This is a genomic window from Vibrio sp. G-C-1, from assembly GCF_021728015.1.
Classification (GTDB): domain Bacteria; phylum Pseudomonadota; class Gammaproteobacteria; order Enterobacterales; family Vibrionaceae; genus Vibrio; species Vibrio splendidus.
The window spans coordinates 98,738-118,569 of record NZ_JAKKCR010000002.1; the positions used below are offsets into that span (position 1 = coordinate 98,738).

12 protein-coding genes are annotated in these 19,832 nt (G+C 46.5%); 4 read left to right on the forward strand and 8 right to left on the reverse strand.

The genetic code is table 11. From position 1 onward, the window contains the following. The first annotated feature begins 78 nt into the window (after nt 1-78). The 3 genes from L3V36_RS03605 to L3V36_RS03615 all read left to right on the forward strand — a co-directional run bounded on the left by L3V36_RS03605 (nt 79) and on the right by L3V36_RS03615 (nt 5,036). Nucleotides 79-354 (forward strand): hypothetical protein, encoded by a 276-nt coding sequence (locus tag L3V36_RS03605; RefSeq protein ID WP_004732471.1) that lies wholly within the window; start codon nt 79-81, stop codon nt 352-354. A gap of 565 nt (nt 355-919) precedes the next feature. Continuing rightward, the gene (locus L3V36_RS03610; protein ID WP_102447296.1) at nt 920-3,304 is read left to right on the forward strand and encodes a M4 family metallopeptidase; all 2,385 of its coding nucleotides are present in this window, start codon (nt 920-922) and stop codon (nt 3,302-3,304) included. A 175-nt stretch (nt 3,305-3,479) separates the two neighbouring features. Beyond that, entirely contained in the window at nt 3,480-5,036 is a 1,557-nt protein-coding gene (locus L3V36_RS03615) for a M28 family metallopeptidase (protein WP_102447297.1), read from the forward strand. Nucleotides 5,037-5,204: 168 nt separating this feature from the next. On the opposite strand, the gene lhgO is transcribed toward L3V36_RS03615, so the two are convergent. From lhgO to L3V36_RS03635, 4 genes are all read right to left on the reverse strand, one after another. Then, on the reverse strand, nt 5,205-6,419 hold the full coding sequence (lhgO, locus tag L3V36_RS03620) for an L-2-hydroxyglutarate oxidase (protein WP_102447298.1): 1,215 nt from the start codon (nt 6,417-6,419) through the stop codon (nt 5,205-5,207). A gap of 26 nt (nt 6,420-6,445) precedes the next feature. Beyond that, entirely contained in the window at nt 6,446-8,623 is a 2,178-nt protein-coding gene (locus tag L3V36_RS03625; protein WP_004732482.1) for a TRAP transporter permease, read from the reverse strand. A 217-nt stretch (nt 8,624-8,840) separates the two neighbouring features. Continuing rightward, entirely contained in the window at nt 8,841-9,854 is a 1,014-nt protein-coding gene (locus L3V36_RS03630; RefSeq protein ID WP_004732483.1) for a TAXI family TRAP transporter solute-binding subunit, read from the reverse strand. Nucleotides 9,855-10,175: 321 nt separating this feature from the next. After that, entirely contained in the window at nt 10,176-11,516 is a 1,341-nt protein-coding gene (locus L3V36_RS03635; protein ID WP_102447299.1) for a sigma-54 dependent transcriptional regulator, read from the reverse strand. A gap of 228 nt (nt 11,517-11,744) precedes the next feature. Here L3V36_RS03635 and L3V36_RS03640 point away from each other — a divergent pair, with 228 nt between their 5' ends. Next, nucleotides 11,745-13,808 carry an ATP-binding protein gene (locus L3V36_RS03640; RefSeq protein WP_102447300.1) on the forward strand — a complete coding sequence of 688 codons (2,064 nt, stop codon included), beginning with the start codon at nt 11,745-11,747 and terminating at the stop codon, nt 13,806-13,808. A 121-nt stretch (nt 13,809-13,929) separates the two neighbouring features. Here the strand turns inward: L3V36_RS03640 and L3V36_RS03645 are convergent, their stop codons facing one another. The 4 genes from L3V36_RS03645 to L3V36_RS03660 form a co-directional block, all read right to left on the reverse strand. Continuing rightward, the gene (locus L3V36_RS03645; RefSeq protein ID WP_102447301.1) at nt 13,930-16,386 is read right to left on the reverse strand and encodes a family 20 glycosylhydrolase; all 2,457 of its coding nucleotides are present in this window, start codon (nt 16,384-16,386) and stop codon (nt 13,930-13,932) included. Nucleotides 16,387-16,513: 127 nt separating this feature from the next. Next, nucleotides 16,514-17,149 carry a bifunctional 4-hydroxy-2-oxoglutarate aldolase/2-dehydro-3-deoxy-phosphogluconate aldolase gene (locus tag L3V36_RS03650; protein WP_017084927.1) on the reverse strand — a complete coding sequence of 212 codons (636 nt, stop codon included), beginning with the start codon at nt 17,147-17,149 and terminating at the stop codon, nt 16,514-16,516. 19 nt (nt 17,150-17,168) lie between these two features. Next, nucleotides 17,169-18,137, reverse strand: coding sequence for a sugar kinase (locus L3V36_RS03655; RefSeq protein WP_102447302.1), 969 nt, complete (start codon nt 18,135-18,137; stop codon nt 17,169-17,171). Between the two features lie 130 nt (nt 18,138-18,267). Beyond that, the gene (locus L3V36_RS03660; RefSeq protein WP_102447303.1) at nt 18,268-19,782 is read right to left on the reverse strand and encodes a sodium:solute symporter family protein; all 1,515 of its coding nucleotides are present in this window, start codon (nt 19,780-19,782) and stop codon (nt 18,268-18,270) included. Nucleotides 19,783-19,832: the final 50 nt, after the last annotated feature.

The following is a 19,832-nucleotide window of genomic DNA, read 5'->3' on the forward strand; positions in this document are numbered from 1 at the left end:
AACTTATTGAATCTTGATAATCACGACACTGCTTTTGTGGCTTGCCATCTCGGTTCCAATCATTCTTAAGGTATTTTTATGAAAAAGTTATTAGTTGTTTTAGGCATTGTTTCTCTAGCTGGTTGTTCAGGTATTAACCACAATGAAGAAGTTTACACAGCGCACGCTGAGAGCTTCAACATTGTAGGCTTCCAAGTTCCGGGCAACACTCAAGATCGTGCAATGGAATTGGTTCCTGAAGGCGCAACCGTCGATACCGTTACATCAACAAATTCTGATACGACCTCTGTTTTGGGTGTTATCAACCGTATTATTGGTATTGAATATGTTCAAGTTGGCGGTAAAAAGCAGTAATTCGCTTTAGTCGCAAACCATAGCTAAGTGTATTAGTTACGTACCTTTAATCAGTAGCCTGCACAAACTAAGTTAATCTAAGCCAGTGACCCGTCGCTGGCTTTTTTTCATCCAGCCGTTTTTGTGCTCTGTGCCAAATAAAGCCCCATTTGGCTAACTCTCTTGTAACTAACAATTCAGAAAATAATCCCCAAAATCGTCAATTTCTTATCAAAATTGCCTTTAAATTCGCTTAATCGTCTTTCGCTCAAACTGACACTTCCAAATCGTTGATCCTTCTATCAACCCAGAGCCCGCTAATTGAGGCACAGATCAATTTACCCAAAAATCTTAATTTCCAGTAAAAAACAACACCTAATAAAATTGTCATGATTTTATAAATAAAACCTATAAGTGCGTTCAAAAATAAACAGAAACGATAACTATCTGTAAATACTAGAAATATAAGTTTCATGAATAAAAGAGATCATTGCCATGCTACTAATTAATCAGATCGAATGATGTAAATTCGTTGTGATAATTTTGTTACGTTTTCATGGATTTTACATGGAAAGAGAAAATAACAATGAAAATGAAAAAGCGTTTAGTTGCCGTTGCTATAGCCAGTGCTATGTCTTTATCAGTACATGCAAGTGAATCCGTTAACATCGATCAACCGATCAACTTTACTAGCTTTTCTGGGTTGAACTCTCAGTTAGGTGTCAGTAACGCCTCTAGCTTTAAGATGGTAAAGGAAGTTAACCTCAAAAAGCGTGGTGTCTACAAAGTTAAGATCCAACAGAACATCTGGGGAGCACCCGTTTGGGGGCATTACCTAAATGCCACCCAAAGTGTACAAGGTGGCGCACTTAAGTCTGTTCAAGGCAGCTACCTTAAAACGACGACCCTAGAGCGATCTTTTGTTAAGCCATCGATCAACAGCGCTCAAGCGGTTGAGCTTGCGAGTAAAGATCTCAAAGTTCAGGGCTTAACCAGCAAATCTTTAGACAACGTACAACATCAGCTGTTTATTTATCAGGGCGCATCTAAGCAAGGAGCTGATAAACAAGGCATTGGCTCACAAGGTGCAGATAAAACACGCCTAGTCTACGTTGTCTCTTATCTTGTCGAAGGCAGCGAACAGCCGACTCGACCATTCACCATGCTAGACGCGCACACCGGCGAAGTTATCGACCGTTGGGAAGGTATTGCTCACGCACAGATCGGTACAGGCCCCGGTGGCAACGAAAAAACAGGCATGTACGAATACGGCACCGACTACCACTACCTTGATGTGGTAGAAAATGGCACAGAGTGTGTGATGGAGTCTGAAAATGTCGTTACCGTTGACCTAAATGGTGCGACAGACGGCGACACCACTTACAGCTACGAATGTCCTCGTAACGAGTACAAAGAAGTCAACGGCGCATTCTCACCACTCAACGATGCGCACTACTTCGGTAACATCGTATTCGACATGTATAAGAACTGGTTCGACACTGCGCCACTCTCTTTCAAACTCATGATGCGTGTTCACTACGGTAACAACTACGAGAATGCGTTTTGGGACGGCAAGGCAATGACCTTTGGCGATGGTGAAAGCTTCTTCTATCCACTTGTTAGCCTAGACGTATCAGCCCACGAAGTGAGCCACGGTTTCACTGAGCAAAACTCAGGTTTGGTTTACGCAAACCAATCCGGTGGTATGAACGAAGCTTTCTCTGATATGGCAGGTGAAGCTGCAGAATACTACATGAAAGGCACCAACGACTGGATGGTCGGCCGTAATATCTTTAAAGGCGACGGCGCTCTACGTTACATGGACGATCCATCACGAGATGGTTCTTCAATCAACAACGCATCTGAATACTACGATGGCTTAAACGTGCACTACAGCTCTGGTGTGTTCAACAAGGCCTTCTACCATCTTGCAACCACGCAAGGCTGGGATACTAAAAAAGCGTTCGAGCTTTTCGTGTTATCCAACCAAATCTACTGGTCGGAAAACAGTGACTTCTGGCAAGGTGCATGTGGCGTGAAAAACTCAGCAACCGACCTTGGCTACAATGCCGATGATGTTGTTTCTGCGTTCGGTCTGGTGGGTGTTACCCCATGTGCAGAGCCACCACTGCCGCCAGAACCGGAATATCAACGCCTTGAAAACGGTGTTGAAGCCGCAGTTGCTGGTGAAACAGGCTCAAAAACTTACTTCGATATCGAAGTACCAGAAGGCCAAGACAAGCTAACAATTGATCTTGCTGTCTCTACTGGTGACCCAGATATGTATGTCGGTCTAGATTATGCGCCAAGCTCTCAAGAGAATATCTGTAAGAGTGAAAGTGTAACCGATGAAGTGTGTGTGATTGAAAACCCAACGGCCGGTCGCTACACGGTGAACATTCTGGGTTACTCAGATTACGCAGGTGCAAATCTGAAAGCATCATACGAATCAGGCAATGCTAACGTACCGCCAGTTTCTTCTTTCGAGCACACGGTTGTAGGCAAAGAAGTAGAGCTGCGCAGCACAAGTTCGGACAGCGATGGTCAGATCGTTTCTTACCAATGGAACCTAGGCGATGGCAACACACAAACAGGTGAAGTGACTCGCTATACCTACGCTGAAGCTGGCGACTACGTGGTTACTCTAACCGTGACAGACGATGCAGGCGTTGCAACATCAACAAGCAAGTCGATTACGATTGAAGGGGACTCAGCGGAAGGCTTCCCATTAAAACTGAAGTTTGGTAACAAAAACCCGAATGGCAAAGCTCGCGTTAAGCTGGCATGGGATTACGACACCAATGACTACTTCGTGATTAAGCGTAATGGCAAAAATGTTGGTGCTACAGACTTCAACTCATACGTCGACAAGTTCCGTCACAACGGCACAGTAGATGTTGAATACCAAGTGTGTACCTCAAGCGATATCTGTTCAGAAACCAAGCACTACCGTTTCATTAAAACACAATAATCGATAGTAAATTCAGGGCTCCGAAAGGGGCCCTTTTCGCGATTGAGCTACTTGGCTAATGAGCTAATGAGCTAATGAGCTAATGAGCTAATGAAACGCCTACATGAAAAAACCACGTATTACACAAAAATCACCCCCATCAACATAACAATACTCACCATAAAAAGGACGACAAATGGCTATTCAAAAAAGCATGCTAGCTTTGGCTGTACTCGGAGGCTCTTTAGCCTTAATCAACAGTACTTCGGCTTACGCATCCCTAGGCATCACACCACCAGCGAACGAAGAAGTCTGGATTACTACCGATGCTGACGCACAGCATATAATGACTCAGCATGGCGCAACGGTTTATCCAAGCGTGACCGGAAGCAAGCATTCCATCGTCGCGAAAATCAACCAGAAAGAGCTGGCGAAACTATCTAGCCACATGCACGAAGAAACCCACCGTTGTGGTGGCTACATGGTGCACGAAGACAAAGCAAGCGCACTCAAAGCCGCAGCGATGCCACTGACAATGAGCACCTTCGAAAAGCCGGTGATCAGCCATCAAGATACGGTGAACGACCTACTCGCTCAGGTCGAGCCGAACAACATGGTCACGACCATTGAAAATCTAACCAACTTCACCAACCGTTTTTATACTACTTCTACTGGTGTCGCTGCTTCAGATTGGCTTTTAGAGCGTTGGGAAACAGAAATTAAGGATGTGCCGTATGCGTCTGCACGCCAGATCACGCATGCCGAATACCCACAGAAATCCGTTGAAGTGACACTGCTTGGCGCTAAATATCCTGAAGAGATCGTCGTGGTTGGTGGACACCTTGATTCGACCGTTGGATCTTGGACAAGCGAAGGCACCATCTCACCGGGAGCCGATGATGATGCGTCTGGTATTGCAACGGTAACAGAGTCGCTTCGCCTGATGATCGCCAGTGGCATTCAGCCAGACAAAACCATTAAGTTCTATGGCTATGCCGCAGAAGAGGTGGGACTGCGCGGTTCACAAGATGTCGCCAATGCATTAAGAGGCGAGCAAGCAAACGTTGTGTCAGTATTGCAATTAGACATGACCAACTACAACGGTTCAGCGCACGATATTACCTTCATCACAGACTATACCGATAGTAACTTAACCGCCTACCTGAGCGAGCTGATCGACACTTATGCTAGTGACATCAGTTACGGTTTCGATGATTGTGGCTATGCCTGTTCTGACCACGCCTCTTGGCACAATGTTGGCTACCCAGCCGCCATGCCATTCGAGAGCATGTTCAATGATTACAACCCAAGTATTCATACCCAGCACGACACGCTTGAGAACTCCGATCCTACGGCGACACACGCGACCAAGTTCGCCAAACTGGCCATTGCTTACCTTGTCGAAACCAGCCTTGATTCGCCCGTTGCAGGCCCTAAAGAGCTGCAAAATGGCGTGCCTGTTGAAGGACTTACTGCAGGATATGGTGAAGAGCAGTTCTTCACATTTACAACGGAAAGTGCAGGTCAGTTAACGGTCACATTAACAGGCCCTCGTAGTGGCGATGCCGACCTTTACGTGAAACACAACGGCACCGTATCGAAAGCGAGCTACGATTGCCGTCCATATCAGAACAGCAGCAACGAACAGTGTGTATTGAACAAACCAGCGGGTGAATTCAATATCATGGTACGCGGCTACCGTAACTTTAACGATGTCACCATCGTCGCTAACTTCGTCCCTGATTGGCTGTAAGATTAGTTAATTGACTAACAGTTAAACCGAGTAAACACGGCTAAAACTAAAAATCCGCAAGCCCACGATCATAAATAGATTGGAGCTTGCGGATTTTTTATTGTCTACGTTCTTCACTTGCTATGAAAAGCCCTGTTCGAACAAACAAGCCATTAGTTCAATTAACAGTTAAGACGTTTTTTTCATCACCTTGCCACAAATATACTCACCAATCGGCATTGCCGAAGTCGCTGCCGGCGATGGCGCGTTACATACATGCAAGCTTCTTGGGCTTTCGGCAAACAGAAAATCATGAACTAAGGTGCCATCCTTGAGGACCGCTTGGGCGCGAATGCCTACTGGGTAAGGTTTGAAATCTGACACCGTAATGCTCGGGCAATATTTATTCACTAGTTTTAGATAGCCCGGTTTCCACCACGAGTTCTTAAGCTCGATCAAACCGGTTTTCAGATTATTCGCAGTCACCTTCCAAAAACCCGCAAAGCTCAGCATCTGCCAAGTGTCCTTGAAACTAAAGTTAAGCTTGCCATAACCTTCTCGCTTCCAGCCTTGAACTGCATTTGGCCCTACTGTTACGGAGCCATCAATCATGCGTGTTAAATGCACGCCCAAGAAAGGCAGTTCTGGGTCAGGGATCGGATAGATAAGGTGATTCACCACTTGGTTGTGTTTAGCATCCAGCTGATAATATTCACCGCGATATGGGACGATCTGGAAGTCGGTTTCAATGCCAAGCATGCTGGTCATTCTGTCGGCCATCAAACCAGAGCAAGTGATCAAGAATCGGCTGTTCAGTTGTAGAGTCTGACCATCGACTTTGCACGTTAACTGCACTTCATCTTCCAGTTCATCCGCCATGATCACTTCTGTGCCTAGACTAAGCTTACCACCCGCTTCAACAAACTCTTGAGCCATCACTTCGGTGACTTTTTTGTAATCGACGATGCTAGTGGTTTTAACATAAATCGCGCCCAAACCGGTGATGTTCGGCTCTGCAAGTTTCAGCTGCGCTTGATCTAAGAGATCGACATCAATGTCGTTATCATGACAACGTTGATAGAGCGCGTTCATGCGCTCCACTTCTTGCTCATTGGTCGCGACCAACAGCTTGCCACAGTTTTCGACAGGGATATCGTGTTGGCTGCAAAAGGCGATGGTGCGCTCTACGCCACGCTTACAAAAATCCGCCTTTAAACTGCCCGGAGCGTAGTAAACGCCAGCGTGAATCACACCACTGTTATGGCCAGTTTGGTGCTGCGCGAATCCACGCTCCTTTTCGACTAAAAGGATACTTTTATCAGGGTGAGCTTGCTGTAATTGCCATGCCGTCGACACGCCAACAATGCCACCACCAACGATAATATAGTCGTATGTTGAGTTCATAATATTCCTACATTCAATCCTTTTAATTATAGGGAAGACGCGACAGTGTTAGACCCAGTTTGAGGTAACTTTTTTTCCTCACTTTCTGATTCTTTTTTAACTTGATTTGCATCGTATTTACGACCGCTGTAGATGAAGATGCCAACAAAAATGGCGACACATACCAAGCGAATCACGACTGAAACATCAGGCCATACTAAAGCTGCACCTATTACTACCAACACTACTCGAGTAATGACATTAATTTCGCTCTCTAGATAGCCTTCAATCGCCGCGATAAATGCGTAAGTGCCAATAATAGCAAAACCACCAGTGACCAATACCGAGGTAATATCCCAACTCACCAAGTTAGTGTAGGCAATCAACAACGGCACTAGGTATAAACCTTTTGCTATCTTCCAAGCCATTAAACCGGTTCTCATTGGTGGTGTTTTAGCGATAGTCGCTGCGGCAAACGCAGTTAAACAAACAGGCGGTGTTACGTTACTGTCTTGCGACAACCAAAAAATAATTAAGTGAGCCGAAAGCAGTGCAAGACTGATCGCTTCTAACCCCAAGCTTTGCTCAAGCAGAGTTTCCACAAAATCAGCAGGGACTAACGCAATCATCTCTTTGGCTGTTTCGAGTGTCATCGGTGCATTCAACAAATCAAGCTTATCTGGTGCAGCCAACATGAAGATGGCTTTAGCTTGCTCAGGAAGCTGACCTGACACCAACAAGTCGAGCAGCTGACTTTCAGCAATCAATTTATACAAGGCAGGAGCTGACAGAGTGCCCAACACAATATAAGCCGCCGTTACCGGTAAACCCATACCGAGAATCAAAGACGCCAACGCGATCAACGCGATCATCACTAGCAACTCGCCATTCGCCCAGCTGTTGATCATTAAAGAGAAGGTGTTACCAATTCCCGTGGTACTGATGACATTGACGACTAACCCAATGCCCACCAACAACACCGCCGTGGTCGCCATGTTTTTTGCGCCTTGAGAAAGCGCTTCGATGATCGCCTTTGGACCCATTTTGTGATTTTTAGAGAACCATGAAGCCACTACGACAGACAGAATCGAGATACCCGCTGCGTAAGTCGGTGTGAAGCCCTTCACCAACAAAGTCACCAACACCGCTAATGGGATCAAGTTATGCCAGCCCGACAGCAAGACCTTCAATAGAGGTTCACAGCCAGAAGTTACTTTTTGCACGCCACTGCGTTTTGCTTCAATACGCACAAAAAAGGCCACCGACAAAAAGTAGATAAGCGCAGGAACGAAGGAAACCGCAATAATATCGACATAAGGAATTTGCGTGTAAGACGCCATGATAAACGCGCCCGCACCCATCACAGGTGGCATCAGCTGCCCGCCAGTAGACGCAGCCGCTTCAACACCCGCTGCGAAACGCGAAGGGAAGCCCGCCTTTTGCATCAAAGGAATACTGATTACGCCCGTCGATACGGTATTTGCTACACTCGAGCCGGAGACCGAGCCCATCAAACCAGAGCCAATCACGGCAATGAAACCGGGGCCGCCAATCACCTTGCCAGCGGCGGCGCGAGACACATCAATAATGAAATCACCCACCCCCGAACGCACTAAGAATGCGCCAAATAGGATGAACATGAACACGAAGGTCCAACTGATTCTTGAGATCGAACCGAACATACCTTCCGATGAGTAAAAACTTCGATAAAGCAATGTTTCAAGGCTCAGGCCTGGAAAGTGAAAGATACCGCTGGTCCATTGTCCCCAAAGTACCACATAGCTCAAACACACCAAGATAAGTACCGGAATGAACCAACCCATGGTGCGGCGAATCAACTCAATAACGATGGCAATCGCCAAGATAGAAAAGAACCAATCACTGGCGATGAACTTCACGCCTCGCTCATAAAGAGCGTCTTCCGCAAAGGGAATATAGATAAGACAAGCCAGAGCAGCGAGGGCAATACCGATATCAACGGCTAAGGCGATTTTGCTATTTTTAAGTGAAATGTGGGCGGGATACCAAAGCGCGCATATAATCGCGAAGCCAGCAAAATGGGTCGCCGAAACCCAAAGTTCCGGTAAGGTAGATAAGGTGTTAAACCAAATGTGTAATAAAGAGAGAATCACGCCCATTGTTGTTATAGCTTTACCCACCCACGGGAAATCCGTCCGGGTCGGTAATTCAAATTTTTTCAGTTCCTGCTGCAGCGAATCGCTCATAGAAAACTCCTGCTCTCCACAGCAAACGCGCAGAGAAAATCCATAAAGTGAGGAGGTGCACGAACACATTTTTGAACGAACGCGCACCAAGCAATTAAGTCACGAAGGGGTTAGTTGATGGCAAATAGTAGTTCGTAACAAACCGTTAGTTCATAGGCCAGTATTTAGTTCACAGGCCAACAGCTCATAAACCAATAGTTACCTGACAACAGATAAGCTAGTTAACGATCAACTCAGAAGGGATCTCGATGCCCATCTCTCGATAATAACGAGCAGCGCCTGGGTGAAGAGGAACAGGCAGACCTGCGATCCCTTTCTCGAGTGCCATTGCTTTGGTTGCTTTATGGATACCTTGTAGGAAAGGTAGGTTTTCATAGATAGCTTTGGTTAGTTGGTACACATCTTCTTCAGAGATGTCTTCACGAACCGCTAGAAAGTTAGGTTGGGCGATAGTGGTGATCGGCTTATCAACACCTGGGTAGGTGTTTGCTGGGATCTCATACTTGGTCCAGATATTGTAATCGCCGTTCGCTTGTTTGATCTGCGCATCGGTAAATGACAGGATTTGAATGTCTTCCCCCAAGGCAGCAAACGCTTGAGTTACTGCGCCAACCGGCACGCCAGCAGGTGTGTTCATGCCATCAATGGTGCCATTCTGTAGTGCACTGGCACTGCCGCCGTAACCCATAAAGGCGAGTTTAAATTGTTCTGGATCTACCGACAGGCCTTGCATGATCTGGCGTCCTGAGTTTTCAGTACCTGAGTTTTTCTTACCGATAGAGAATTTCTTACCGTTTAGATTTTCCAAATCGCTCACGGTGCCTGTTTTTGCTAAATCAGAGCGCACAATGAAGTGTTCTACGTTTTGCCATAACATAGACACAGAGCGAAGCTGTGTTTGTTGACCTGATTTCTCATATGGACCAAGCCCTTGCCACGCCCACGCACCATACAAACCTTGCAGAATGGCAAACTGTGCTTCGTTCTCGTTCAACAACTTTACGTTCTCACCCGAGCCCGCAGAACTAATAGCCGCCAAAGAAAAGTGCTGCTTAGGCGCAAGCTTAACTTTACTCAATGTCGCTAGAGCAACACCTACCGGATAGTAAGTCCCACCCGTTGAGGCCGTCGCTAAAATGTAGCTGCGGTCTTCTTGAGCTGAGGCGTTGCTGATAAGGCCCATAGAGGCCATTGCGATTGCTAAAGTTTTAACTAGCTTGTTATATTTCATTGTTACTCTCCATGTAGGATTATTCACGTTATATTTTTGTTAATAACAATGGCTAGATAGCAAACACAATGCCAACTTTTAAGTTTCTGTTTTTATTGAAATTCATTTGAAACACCACCTAAAACAAGCCATTTCTTGCTTATTTACCTACGAATCAATGAGCTATTTTTTGCTTATCCCAAACCGCGAATAACATCGGTTTAAAGGTAGCCAAGTCACACTGTGTTACATTTGCGTGATCAATGTTTATAAAATGATAAATATCTGATGAGCCATTTTTTGCTCATTGATTCCAGACAACACTTCTAATCTCATCATCAATTACGAATCGACATAATCGCTTCGGTTCAACGCATAACGCACCATCTTTTGGTTCAATGTTCGACGAGGTAAATCCAAGTCTTGCATCACATCATTGATGCGCCCCTGATAACGCACTAGCGCATCATGAATCACTTTTCGCTCAAAACTCTGTACCTGAACCGCCAATGGGATGCCCGCCGTTGTGGACTCTGTGACAGAATTGGGACGGCACGCCAAGATATCGCCAACAGTCAGGCTTTCATCCAGTGCGAAACGAATCGCGACATTACGCAGTTCACGCACATTGCCCGGCCACGCATACGACAACAACGCATAGCGATCAGCCTCACTGGCAACTCGGGTTTCACTGTTCGCTTCTTGAGTGAAGTGTTCGAAAAGGATCAAAGCATCGTCTTCTCGTTCACTAAGGGGAGGTAAATGCAGTTGGGCAACGTTCAAACGATAGAAAAGGTCTTGGCGAAAATCGGGGTGATTCAGTAGATCGCTTTTCGAGGCAGAGACCACCCGTAGATCAACATGTTGTTGCTGATTCCCCCCCACGCGTTCGACGACATTATCTTGCAAGGTGCGCAGCACTTTTACCTGCATCGACAGCGGCATACTCTCTATTTCATCAAGGAACACTGTGCCTTTGTCGGCAAATTCCAGCTTACCAATGCGTCGTTTAGCGGCACCAGTAAACGCTCCGGCTTCGTGTCCAAACAGCTCGCTTTCAAAGAGGTTTTCTGGAATCGCGCCACAGTTTAGCGGCACAAACGGATGGGTTTTACGCAGGCTAAACTCGTGCAAACAAGAAGCGACTAGCTCTTTACCGCAGCCGGTTTCTCCATAAATGATCACATTGGTATCAATCGAGGCTACTTTTTGTATTTGCTCTCGCAATTCACACATCACTTTGCTGCGGCCAATCAGAACCTGTTCAATACCCTTCAGGTTATCCAGATAGTTCTGACGACTGTTTCTGTCTTGGCCACTTTGATGTTTTTCAACCGCTTCCGAAACCGTTTGAGACAGACGCTCAGGGTCGAATGGCTTTTCAATGAAATCATACGCGCCTTGCTGTAATGCTTTCACCGCCATATCGACATCACCATGACCCGTGATCAAGATGACAGGCACGTCTGGCACAAGATGTTTAAAGCGTCCTAACAGTTCCACACCATCAATATCTGGTAAACGCACATCACTAATGATGGTTTGGAAGTCACCCTGCTCTACCGCGTTTAACGCATCTTGCCCAACCTCAAATGCGGTTACATCGAAGCCCGCTAATTGTAACCACTGGCTGGTTGCTTGACGCACAATTGCATCATCTTCAATCAAAGCTATACGCTGCATAGTTTGGTTCCGCCACTTACATCAGAATAATATCGCCCACGGTATGTAAAAAATCCGCAGACGAAAAGGAGCTAGCTCCCACTTTGAATAACACTCCTTTAACAGTTTTATAATGTTTGTTAGCTTCAACTTGTCTCACTCTCCATTGGCTTAAAAAGCAAACAGAAACCTTGTCAAACCACCAGTTCAAAGGGGCAAGCCACTAGTTTTAAAAGGATTTGATCAGCAATGATGAATAACAATCGATATTGGTTATTCCTATGTGCCTGTTTATTAATTGGTTTGGTTCAGGTAACCACCAAAAGTGGCATAAGCCAATGGAAGCTCGAACAAGCCCAACGCTATGCCGAACAGCGCTTCCTCGGATACATTGCCGAAGCCAGACGTACCCTGAAACGCTTCTATTATCTGCCCTACCTAGTGACGAACGATGAAACCAGTGTACGTTTCATTGATGGTGAAGCCCGCCTTGAAAAACGCATTAAGAAACAACTGATCCAATTGGATAAAGCCGCCAATACCAAGGGCTGGTATCTGCTTTCTGGCGAAGGTGATTTGTTGGTATCGAGTGTCGAAAGAAGCAAACTGAGTAAAAAGAACGCCAGCACGATTGTCTCTAAGATCCACCAGCAAGGTGGTGCTATCTCTGTAGTGACAAAAAACAAAGGCGTGACACCCGATTACTTCATTGCCGCGCCCGTTTATCGAGCCTCTGATGTGGTTGGCATTGTCGCGGTGCAAATCGATTTGTCATTGTTAACCGATCAATGGTTCGCCGATGGTGAAGCGATCCTGTTCCAGAACCCTCGCGATCAGTTCTTTCTCTCCAGTGACAACAGGCTGAGTGCAGACTGGTTCAATGACACGTTCAATTCTCAGCCCACAGCCACAAAACGTGAGCTGTATGACCAAACCCATATTCGCGTGTGGCGACTGCAAGATAAAGACTACCTTATCCAATCCATTAAGTTAGACGACCTCAATTGGCGTTTAACCTACCTAACGCCATTAACCAGCCTCAACCAGACCACGAACTGGATCAGCTGGAGTGTGGCGGTTGGCTGTCTTTTCATTCTGCTGTTGCTGGTTATTCTTTATCAAAGACGTCAGAAAAAGCTCAGTAATCTGCGAATCCAAAAGCTCATCGAAGAGTCTGAGAAACGACTGTCTGGAATGATCAATAAAACCCATGTTGGGCTGGTGCTGATCGATGAACACGGTCGCATCCACGACATCAACCTGATGGCGAAGAACTACTTTTCTCTATCTGATTCAATGATCAGCAATATCAAGGCGTGGCAATTATTTGAAGCAGGCAATCCAAATTCGACCACGTTGCAGTTACTCAAAAACTTGGAACAACATCAAGAACTGGCTGAGATCACCAGCGTCGAAACCATGGCAAGGCGCAGTGATGGCAGTTACTTCCCTGTTTTGTTCTCTATTAGCTCGTTCCCTTGGCATGCAACGCCTTATTACCTATGTACCGTGATCGACATCAGCAAGCGTAAGAAAGCAGAAATTGCGGTTCAAAACGCCAATAAGACGCTTCAACTGCGAGTAGAAGAGCGAACACAAGATCTCAAAGATGCGCAGCAAGAATTGGTGGAATCAAGCAAACTTGCCGCATTAGGGCGGATGTCGAGTGCGATCACTCATGAGCTCAATCAACCGCTTACTGGTCTAAAAACCCTGCTTTCAAGTAATCAATTACTGATGGAACGAGGCGAGACCAAGATGTTGAAAGCGAACATGGACTTAGTCATGAGCCTCATCGACAGAATGGCTAATATGACCAGTCAATTAAAGTCGTTCGCCTTTAAAAGACTTGAGAAGCCCTATCCAGTTTCACTCACCGAAGCACTGCAAGAAACCCTACGAATTCACCAAGCCGAATTAGACAACGTCGATATTCGCGTGCGTGTCGCCTCTAATATTTCGATGGTGATGGGAGAAGAAGCACGACTTCGTCAAGTGCTTGGCAACCTAATCAGAAACGCTGTGGACGCTACGCAGAATCAAACACCCGCGACCATTGTTATCAGTGCTCATACCGATCAACAACGTGTGATCATCAAGGTGCAAGATAATGGCTGTGGCGTGTCAGAAAACCAACTCGAAACCATTTTCGAACCGTTTCATACCAACAAAAAGATGGGCGAAGGCTTAGGACTCGGGCTAGCTATCACAGCAAACAATGTGCGGGATATGCAAGGTACCCTAATAGCGAAGAACAATTCAGAACAAGGCATGACATTTACGTTAACGCTGCAAAATGTCGATAGTGAGTAGTCACTCACATAGAACTTAAACACCACATTCTATTGAGTCGCTAAAACTAAAAAACCGCCCAAAGAGGGCGGTTTTGATTCATTTGTTAGCGTGTGACTTACTTCGTTAATCCGTTAACAGCTTACTCCGCTAACTGCTTCAACAAGAGCTCTGTCGGGCGAACAATCGCGATGATCGATTCGTCGTAGATCTTCGCTGATTCAGACAGTATCGCTTGATAGGCGTTCGCGTCTGATGCTCGAACTTTTTCACCCGCTTGTGCTTTAGCAATCAAGGTTAACGCCAAGTCTGCGACTTCCGCGGTTTTCTCAGCGACAACCACAGTCTCTACCGAAGACACATTGCCTGCGAAGACAGTTTTAGCTGCGAATGCAGCCGCTTTTGCTTGTTGATAATGCTGAGCGAGTTGCTCAAGCGCTTGTTGATTGCCTGTCGCCATCGCCACTTCATTGACCAAATCTTGCATCTCATACACAGCGTAGCTTTCCACTGGCAACGCATCAACGAAGCGGTTTAGACGCTCGTATTGGCTGTATAAAGTGCCCTTAGGTTCAGTGGAGTTCCACTTTTCCCAGTTGCGAGCGTAGTACTGTGCTGGCTCGGTGTATTTTGCAAGCACGCGTAGGTCGTGGATATCTTGGCCTTTCGCAATGCGTTTTAACAACATGTCAGCATCCGCATGATGACGAAGTCCAACCGACACTTCAGACCATGTATCCATCGCTTTCATACGCTTGTACATGCTGCGCTCGTCAGTCAATTCAGCATCAGACCAAAAACGCTCTGCAATCGCATAGCTGCGTGGCCATAGATAGTTTTCAACGGTGTGGCTGTCTTTATTTTCTAGCCACATAGTGATTTCGCCACCTAGGATAAGTTTTTTTTCTTTGTCGGTTAATTCTGCTGGGTAACCGCCATTCGGTTCTGGAATCACACTACCTTCAACATCGCTGCTCGCAATCACTTCACCTGTGGTTGGCCAACGCACGTTACCGACCAATTGGTAACTACCTTCGGCAAAACCATTTGAATTCAGATTCAGGTTGAACTCGGTGTACGACATAAAGTTATCGAAGTGGCCAACAAAGGTTTTACCTGGCACATAATCAAGGATGAAGATCTCTTCGCGAGACTTGCCGTTGTAATCACTGAATGCGCGGAAAGTGCCGTCCTTAGCTTCAATGATAGTAAGTGTTCCCTTACGTGGTCCGCCTTTTGAACGTGGCTTCTCCCATTGATACGTCACGAACTTTTCGCCACTGTGCAGCTTATCGTCAACCGTGATGCCAGTTGGCATTGGGTCATTGCGATAGTGGTAGCTCGTCGGCTGAGGTTGATCTAGGTAATAACCCGTAGAAAGAATACCTGGGTAGCCCTCTTTCGCCGCGCGACCAATGCTATCGTGCCCTTGCCAGCTTTGAATCACGATCGAAGTCGGCAGATCTTTATGCCAAATTTCATCCCAACCGGTCATCTTCTTACCACGCTCTTCCAGCATCTTCTCAACTTTTACATTGAGGTAAGACTGCAGACCACGCTCGCCATCGATATTGTTCTCTTCAATGAACTGTTGGTGCTTTTCGCTGTTTTTCCATTGCGCATAGTTCGGCTCATCGCCACCAATGTGGAAGTACTCATCAGGGAACAGCTCGGTCACTTCATCAAACACATCACCAAGCATCTCATAGACTTCTGGGTTCAGTGGGTCCATGAGCGGCTCAAACACGCCCCACCCTCTTTCTTGCTCGTAGTTTTTCCCTTCACCGCCCGACATCAAACGCGGGTAAGCGTGAGCAACCGCAGAAGAGTGACCCGGAAGAGACACCTCTGGAATCACACGAATACCAAGATTACGCGCGTATTCAACTAAGTAGCGAACTTGGTCTTTGGTGTAGTAATTACCATCAGCGGTTTCAGACCACAAACGCGGCCATGATTCGGTTTGAATGCGAATGCCTTGGTCGTCCCAAAAATGCCAATGGAACACGTTCATCTTCGCCGACGCCATCGCATCTAACTGACGAATCAGCACATCGAATTCAATGAAGTGACGTGAAGTATCGTAAGAAACACCACGCCAGCGGAAACGAGGCTCATCGACAATGGTTACGGCAGGGATATGGTAGCCAGTCGCTGTGGTTTCAACGAGCTGTAAAAGGGTTTCGATGCCGTGAATCGTGCCGTATGGGCTTGGAGAGCTCAGCGTGATTTGCTCACCCTGAGTGGTAATTTTGTAGGACTCTACAGAGTCGATATTTTGTACTTCAGACTTTGACGCCGCATCGATATCAATGATCAGGTTCGCTTCGCCTGCACTACCAACCTGCCAATTTAGAATCGGTACACCCGTCTGACGCTCAAGGCGATCAATAAAGCGTTTCGCCGTATATTCGACACGGTCAGAGTTAAAGCCTTTGATATAAACCTTGAAGTTACCGTCGACCTTAACTTGCCCAGCTTGCAGCTCGACCGTTTGTGGGTACGGCATTAAATTTAGATCGGTATTTGGAGCCATTGCTAACGCCATTGGGGACACTACTGACCCTGAAATCAATAGGGATAATATAGTTTTTTTCATTATTAGTTTTCCTATATAAATATGGTTCTGTTTTGTTTATCGGAGGCGATTCACAAAACAGAACCATCAGCCACTGCTATTGCTCGTTATCTCTCATTCGAAAAGTTGTTATCGCTAGTTCAAAAGCTTATTGCTCGTTAACAAGAGCGACCGCTTCACGAACCAATACTGCAATCTCATCCCATTGCTCGTTCTCGATCATCTTTGGAGATACCATCCAAGTACCACCACAGCACACCACGCGATCCACTGCTAAGTAGTCATTCACGTTGTGTTTACCGATACCGCCCGTTGGCATTAAAGACACATCAACATATGGCGCTAGCAGAGACTTCACCATGTTGATGCCACCAGATGCTTCTGCAGGGAAGAACTTCAAGAAGTTAAGGCCCAGTTCCAGCGCTTGCTCAACTTGGCTTGGGTTGTTTACACCCGGAACGATTGGCATGCCGATTTCTTGGCAGCGTTTTACGGTGTTTGGATTCAGGCCCGGAGCCACGATGAATTCGCTGCCCGACTCTTTTGCAAGGTCGATCTGCGCAGGCGTTAATACTGTGCCGGCACCGATACACATCTCTGGGTACGCATCGCGCATTGCACGAATCGCGTCTGCTGCCGCTTCAGTGCGGAATGTCACTTCAGCAACGGGCAGGCCGTTTTCTACTAACACTTTTGCCAGTGGAATCGCGTGTTCAACCTTGTTGATTTGGATAACAGGGATAACTTTGAATTGCTTAAGTTTGTTGATCATTTCTTGAGACATAATAATTCCGCTTTTTATTTTACTTTTTAATCAGTTGGCTCATAACGCTCACGGGGATGATTGCGCCAGAGTATTGAATAACGATTGAAGCCAGTTGGTGGCCTAGTTCAGCTGCATCGGTGGTGCTCTCACCTGTAAGGCGCGCAGCTAAATAACCCGCCGCGAATGAATCGCCCGCCGCGCAGGTGTCGACCACGTTAGAAACACGAGTCGCTGAAACATAATTCTCAACAATATCGTCCTGTTCAATTTGAACAATCTTGCATGGCTCACAGCCACGTTTGATGACGATCTCTTGGCAACCCAAACGCAGGCAGCGTTGTTGAACGCTCTCTGAGTTACCCCAAACCAGCAGGTCGTCGTCTTCGGTAATCAAAGCGATGTCCACCAGCGGCAGTAACTTGGCGTACCAATGTTGAGCTTGTTCAGTGCTCCAAAGCTGTGGGCGATAGTTGTTATCAAAAATCACCTTGCCACCTTGGTTTGAGAACACGCTAATGGCTTTGAATAGGCGTTCGCGAGAGGCGTCATCCAAGATCGCGATACTGATACCGCTGATGTAAACCGCGTCGACTTGCTTCTCTGTCAGAGCGATTTCAAGCTTATTCAGGTTGTCGGTTTGCTTGTTTAAGTTATCGATTTGAAAGTAAGATTTTACTGCCGCGTCGTTGCGCCAGTAGTGAAAGTGTCGCTCACCCGTTTCATCGGTTTCGACCATGTAGAGTCCAGGAAGCTTGTTCGCAATGCGTTCAACGAAATTGGTTTGGATACCTTCGAGCTGCCAGCTATCAATCATATTTTGAGACAGTTCATCGCAACCAAGACCTGTCGCGTAATGAACAGAGAGGTTTTGATATTGGGTTAAGCGAGAAAGGTAAAGTGCGGTATTGAGTGTGTCACCGCCGAATTTTTTGGTTAATGGAGAGCCGCTGATTTCGACCATGCACTCGCCAAAGAAAACAATATTGAAGTTAGAAGATGCAGGCATAGCAGATCCTAAAATAGAGAGATAAATGGGGAAGAAGGCCCTACCGAGAAGCAGAGCCTGAGCTAGCTAAGCCACTCCACAACTTGTTGTACTGAATTTGTTGTACTAACTAGCTGTGGAGCGTTTTAGATTAGCTTGTTTGATTAGCAGGACGTTGAGAAGACGCGTCTTCTTCAAGCACACCTGAGTCTGACAATTCCATTTCCATCAGAGCGCGCTCGTCATCAAGAATTGCTTTCGCCATTTCTGGTGTCACTTGGTTAGCTGGAGTACATAGGCTTACCAGCACACCAGCCGTTAGAGCTACTAGACAAGAAGGAATCACAGGGTTACCCCAGAAAGCCGTGTAGTCTGCGTTTAGCATTACAACAAATGAAGCCACAGATGCACCCGCTAGAGTAGCAAGCGCACCCTGCCAGTTGTAACGTTTCCAGAATCGACCCAACATACCGCACACAAACATGCCCGACATTACGGTTGAAATCATTTTCGTGATGTAGCCAATGATGTCGTTTGACGTTAGTGCGAACAACAGGGCAAAACCAATCACCACAATCAATGCCAAGCGAGAATAGTTCACCATTGACTCTTTGTTTGGTACGCGACCAGTGAACATCACGTAAACATCACGAAGTAGGATAGAAACACCAGCTATCGCATCTGAACTTGCGCTCGACATGGTTGCAGAAAGACCCGCGATAAGAACAATCATGCCAACGCCAACCGGAAGAACCGTTGCAGCAACGTAAGGGAACGAGTAGTTCGCGTTATCCAATGATGGGTCAATCGCATGTGCTGCCATACCAATGATTGCAGGGATGATTGAGAAGAAAAGGTACAACACACCCGATGCAACAAACGAGCGACGAACGGTTGATACGTCTTTACCCGAGTAGATACGCTGACGGAATGAAGGCGTCGCCAGTACACCCACACCAATAACCACAGCCAGAGACACAGCAGGCAGAAGGCCCAGTTTATCGATTGCTAAAAAGCTTGTAGCAGCAGGGTCCATCGCAGCGTAAAGGTTATCCATGCCGCCGATGTAATCGACTGACATTACCGCCATCAAGATGAAGCCAGCAAAAAGGATGATAGCTTGAATGGTATCGGTCCACACCACCGCCGTGTAACCACCGATCACCACATAAATAGTGAATGCTGCAGCAATAATGATTTTCGCTAGGTTGAGATCGATGTCCGCAATCCACGCTAAGTACATGCCGCCACCTAGAATGTGGGCGCCTAACCAACCAATTGAAGCAACAAAGATCAGTACACCTACAACGTTTTTCACGATGCGGTTAGCGCCAACATAATAAGCCAGCTCTTCACTCATGGTCATGAAGTTCAATTTACGAACCGGAGCAAACCAAAGTGCAAGTAATAGGATGCCTATCGCACCACCAATGCCGTACAGAGCACCTGCCCAGCCATTTGCGTAGCCGAAGCCAACCGCACCCATACTTGAACCCGTACCGACCATCGTCGCTACTGTTGTACCAAGTACTAAGAACATAGGTAGGCCACGGCCACCTAATAAGAAATCTTCGCCAGATTTTTGATTACGCGAGACAAACCAGCCTAACCAAATTAAAAATAATACGTACACGCCGAAGCCTGTAAGAAAAAGTGTGCTGTTCATTTGACACCTCTCAGTGAAATATTGAGTTCATTCCTGAACTTTATTTATGA